At 65.6% G+C, this 4,605-nt stretch carries 5 protein-coding genes; all 5 read right to left on the reverse strand.

Features of this window, described 5'->3' with window-relative positions; genetic code table 11:
- The coding region (locus VJ811_RS01730; protein WP_324070545.1) for a ferredoxin--NADP reductase at window positions 1–593 on the reverse strand (593 nt) is incomplete at its 3' end.
- Window positions 593–1,078, reverse strand: a complete 486-nt coding sequence (locus VJ811_RS01735) for a hypothetical protein (protein ID WP_324070546.1) — start codon at window positions 1,076–1,078, stop codon at window positions 593–595. The genes VJ811_RS01735 and VJ811_RS01730, both read right to left, overlap by 1 nt.
- A gap of 316 nt (window positions 1,079–1,394) precedes the next feature.
- Window positions 1,395–1,850 (reverse strand): PilZ domain-containing protein, encoded by a 456-nt coding sequence (locus VJ811_RS01740; protein WP_324070547.1) that lies wholly within the window; start codon window positions 1,848–1,850, stop codon window positions 1,395–1,397.
- Window positions 1,851–1,952: 102 nt separating this feature from the next.
- The gene (locus tag VJ811_RS01745; protein ID WP_324070548.1) at window positions 1,953–3,275 is read right to left on the reverse strand and encodes a M28 family metallopeptidase; all 1,323 of its coding nucleotides are present in this window, start codon (window positions 3,273–3,275) and stop codon (window positions 1,953–1,955) included.
- A gap of 361 nt (window positions 3,276–3,636) precedes the next feature.
- On the reverse strand, window positions 3,637–4,170 hold the full coding sequence (locus VJ811_RS01750) for a hypothetical protein (protein WP_324070549.1): 534 nt from the start codon (window positions 4,168–4,170) through the stop codon (window positions 3,637–3,639).
- Window positions 4,171–4,605: the final 435 nt, after the last annotated feature.

Raw genomic sequence — 4,605 nt, forward strand, 5'->3', positions numbered from 1 at the left:
AAGGGTTCGCGCGTCACCGTCGGCAGGTAATGGAACTGGAGCAGCGCCTGGTCCTGCACCAGCGGATCGCCAGCGAGCTGGCTTTCGAGTTCGTCGCGGAACGCGAGGTCGCTGACCTGCCGCACGCAATGAACGAGCTGAATCTGGCTGAACCGCTCGTAAATGTCGGGATCGCGTGCGAGGCTGAGGAAGGGCGCAAGGCCCGTGCCGGTCGAGAGCAGGAACAGCCGCTGACCCGGAAGCAGCGCGTCGGCGACGAGCGTCCCGGTCGGCTTGCGGCCGAGATAGACGGGATCGCCCGGCTGGATCAGCTGGAGCCGCGAGGTCAACGGACCGTCGGGCACTTTGATCGAGAGGAACTCGAGTTCGTCGGCATAGGCGGGGCTGGCGATCGAGTACGCGCGGAGCAGCGGGCGCCCCTCGCCCGGCAGGCCGATCATTACGAACTCGCCCGAACGAAAGCGGAAGCTCGGCGGGCGGGTGATGGTGAAGCTGAACAGATGCTCGTTCCAGTGGCGCACCGAACGCACCTCCTCGACGGTCAGCGAGGCGGAGGGGGCGAGCTTGGCGGCTTCGGCGATACGGTCACTCATCACTTTGAACTTTCCTGATGTGTCATGGTGCCGGCCGCGAGGGCCGGCAAATCGAATCCCGCCGCGACCAGCCGGTCGACCGCGGCGCCCATCGCCTTGGCGATCGGGCCGACGCTGTCTCCCTCGGCCAGAAAGGCCAGCGTCGCATGGGCATTTGCGACGCTCTCAAGCGAAAAATCGCGCCAGAGTCCAAGCAGAATTGCTTCATCCTCTGAAATCTGGAGACAGGGCAGGGGCGCAAGCAGCAATGTTCGGGCCGCATCGCCGGCAAGCAGCGCCATCGCGACGTGGAAGTCGGGCAGGGCGCCCGCGGCATCGACCGCGGCAAAGCCCCGATGCAGCATCCGCGGCGGACACCGCCCGCGCCCGGCGGCGTGAACCCACCCGCGCATCGCCCAGAGCAGAAAACGTCCGCTGTTGCAAAGGCTGTCCACCCGGCGGTCGACAAAGGCGTACATCGTTTCCCTTTCCAGCGCGCGCGACATGCCGCGCCAGCGGGCTTATATGTTATTGCGAGTCATTTGCAATTCGGAATTTCCATCGGCGGCGCCGCGCTCGCGTCCGACCGCCAGCGACCGATTGCGGACCCGATGATCCTCCCCATCGCGCAGCGTTGGGGAGGGGGACCATTCGCGAAGCGAATGGTGGAGGGGTAATGCGGCCTTGCGCTGACGCTCGACGGCATCGTCCCCTCCGTCGCGAGTTTATCCTGAGCGTCTGCAAAGCAGTCGAACGGCGCTGCCACCTCCCGACAAGGGGGGAGGGTCTGAGCGTCCGCTCCTTACCCCAAACCGACCCGTTTCACGGCCGCTTGCCCTGCCACATGCTGCGGCCGGAATCCGCCGGTTGGGCGGCACCCAGGACGAGGCCGGGGCGGCGTGCGGGGGCGCTCGGGGGCGGGATGATTTCGAAACCGGAGGCGACGGCGTGCGTCGCCGGTGCGGCGCCGCCATGCGCGGCGCGCAAGGACGTGGTGTCGATCGGCCGATCGGTCTCGATGCCGAATCTTTTGTCGACGACCCACCGGACGGTGCCCAGCATCGGGTCGTGGCCCGGCAAGAACACGGTGATTCGCTCGCCGATATGGAGCGCGGCGGGACCCTGTCCGCCGATACCCGTTTCGGACACGTTGCGGATCGTTACATCGAATTGCCCCAGCCGCGCGCAGGCGAGCGCGGCCTTTACCAGGCGCGACTGACGCGGCTGGCGCTTCTCGGCGGGAACGGATGAGGCGGGGGACGCCTCGGGACTGGACATGCGCGACTCATCTCTGTCGGCTGACCCCCACGCCGGCCGATATTGTGGTCCGCCGACAGTCGTAAAGGCAGAAGGTAAATTTTCGTATAGCGTCTTCGGTAATTATTTCGCCGGCGGCAGGCCGCCAAATGTCACGATGCTTTCGCTGCCGTCCGCCGAAAGCGCTGAAACGCCAAAGAAATGATCGTCGACGACGACGCCCGGCAACATAACCTCGGTCGGAGCATCCGACGGGACGACCCGGCTGTCGGACCAGTCGTTGCGGTCGGCGCGGCGCCAGTACAGCCGATAGGCGGTCGCGTCCTTGACCGGCGTCCAGCCTATCGTCGTGTTCGAACTGACCGCGCCGTCGATGCTGACGCTGGCGGGCGCGGGCGGCGCATCGGCAAGCTCGCCGGCCAGCGCGACGTTGAGCGCGGTCACGCGCGCCAGATAGGGAAAGTCCATCTCGTCGACCGTGTCGCCATATTTGCGGCTCCCCTCGGTGCGCAAATCCTGATGCTGATGGTCATAATCCTCGACCCCGACGGTAAAGCGGATCGCGGGATAGCCAAGCTCGAGCGAGGGCAGATGGTCGCCGCCGCGGCGGAAACGGTCGGGGCGGCGGACCGCGAGCACTTCGAGCCCGATCGCGGGATTGCTTTCCCCCGCACGGATCGCGGCTTTCGCCAGCGCGCGCGACGGGCCGTCATCCTCGCCGCCGATGCCGCGCCGCGCCAGCTGCGCCGCCAGATCCTCCGACGCGCGAATGCCCTCGCTGAACACCCGCACCCGATTGTCGACGATCGAACCGTCGGTGCCGCGGGTGCCGCCGACGATGTCGTTGTTGAGCAGTGCCGCGACCTGCCAATTCTGCTCCTTGGCATGGCGCGCGAGCAGCTTGCCGCCCCACAATCCCTGTTCCTCGCCCGACAAAAGCGCATAGACGATCGTCGCGCGATGCTTCTGCTTCGACAGCAGCCGTGCGGCCTCGATCACCAGCGCGGTGCCCGAGGCATCGTCGTTGGCGCCCGGCGCGTCATCGGTGAAATTCATCGGGTCAGTGACGCGGCTGTCGATATGGCCCGCGATCATGATGACATGCGCGGGGTCGCCGGTGCCCTTCTGGATCGCGAGGACATTTTCGACGATCGCGCCGGCGGGTGCGCGCGGGCCTTCGAAACGGTCGGCGACGCGCTCGACCTTCAGGCAGCCGCCACAGGCTTTCGAAATACGCGCGAACTCGCTGGCGCCCCAGTTGCGTGCGGCACCGATGCCGCGCTTGGGGTCGGTTGCCGACGACAGCGTGTGGCGGGTGCCGAACGACACGAGCTTTTCGACCGATGCCTTGAGCCGCGCCGGGTCGGCGGCGGGCGTCTCATCCTTGGCAAAGCTCGCGGCGGGCGCGGTCAGCAGCAGGGCGGCGAGCAGGCTCTGTTTGATCATGCCGCTTCATGCGACCTCGCGCGGATAAAGAAAAGTCCCTCCCCTAGGATCAGGATCTATTAAATCCGTCGTTCTCGCGAAGGCGGGAAGCCCGCTTCATCGCTTTCGGCCCGCTGCCAACGCGTGCACATGCCCTCTTCGCGCCTTCGCGTCTTCGCGTGAACTCTGAAAAATCTCACGCGAAGACGCGAAGGTGCGAAGAAAAGGAAAGAAGGTGCGATTTCCCGCTTTCACGGGAATGACGGTATGAAAATTAATAGGTTCTGACCCTGGTCGAGCGGGGTGGGAACCATCGGCCTGGCGCCACGCCGATAGCCCCCACCCCAACCCCTCCTCTGAAGGGGAGGGGCGTGACGAGTCGTCAGCCGAGGCCCGAGAAACGGACATCCTGGACGCGGCCATAACGCACCTCGCAAGTGAACTTGCCCTTGTCGTAATAGCCGCCGCGGCCCCAGCGGTCGCCATATCCGTCGCGGACGATGACGCGGCCCTTGACCTTGTAACCGTCGCGCTTGCGGTCGATGCTGGTGACCTCGGTCACGTCGGTGCGGCCATAGTGGCGGCTGCCGCGCTCGACGGCGCCGACGCACTGGCTGACCGCGCGGCGGCTGTTGCCATAGCGGTTATAGTCATAGCCATAGCCGTAACGCGCATCGTCATAACGGCCGCGATAGCGATCGTCGTAACGGTCGTAACGGTCATAGCGATCGTTGTCGCCGCTCGACAGGATCGCGGCGAGGCCGCCGATCACGACGGCGCCGGCGATGATTTCGCCCGCGCTGATTCCGTCGCGATCATAACGATCGCGCGCGGCGGCGGGAGCGGCGCTCATCAGCATCGCGCCGGCGGTGGCCGCACCAATTGCGGCCCTGGTCAGGTTGGTCTTGATAGCCATGGTTCGGTCTCCTTAAGCGCAGGCGGCGTCGTCGCGGCCTGTTGGAGACGGTTTAGCGAAGTGGCTGTGACGCCGGCCTGAACCCGGTGCTTATCTGGCGTTCAGCCTTGGTTTTCCTGGCGTTCATCTAAATCCCTTCTCCCCCTTCGGCTGGCTTGACAGCCGCTCAGGACAGGCTTGATGGGAGAAGGATACGCAGCCTTGTCCGCGAAGCGGCTAGGCGGAGTTGGATGAGGGTGATCGCGCGTTTATGCGCCGTTCGCTTCAGGCTGAGATCGCACCCCACCGCTGCGACTAGGGTCAGGACCCATTAATTGCACGATCGAGGCGTCGAAATGGCGAAGATATTGGGTTCGGGTGGCCGCAGCGGGTAGCATCGCTACCCGCAAGGTCGCGCGGACCCAAGATCGAAGCCATTTCGACGTCCCTTCGGGA

This window comes from Sphingopyxis sp. (genome assembly GCF_035250425.1).
Lineage (GTDB): Bacteria > Pseudomonadota > Alphaproteobacteria > Sphingomonadales > Sphingomonadaceae > Sphingopyxis.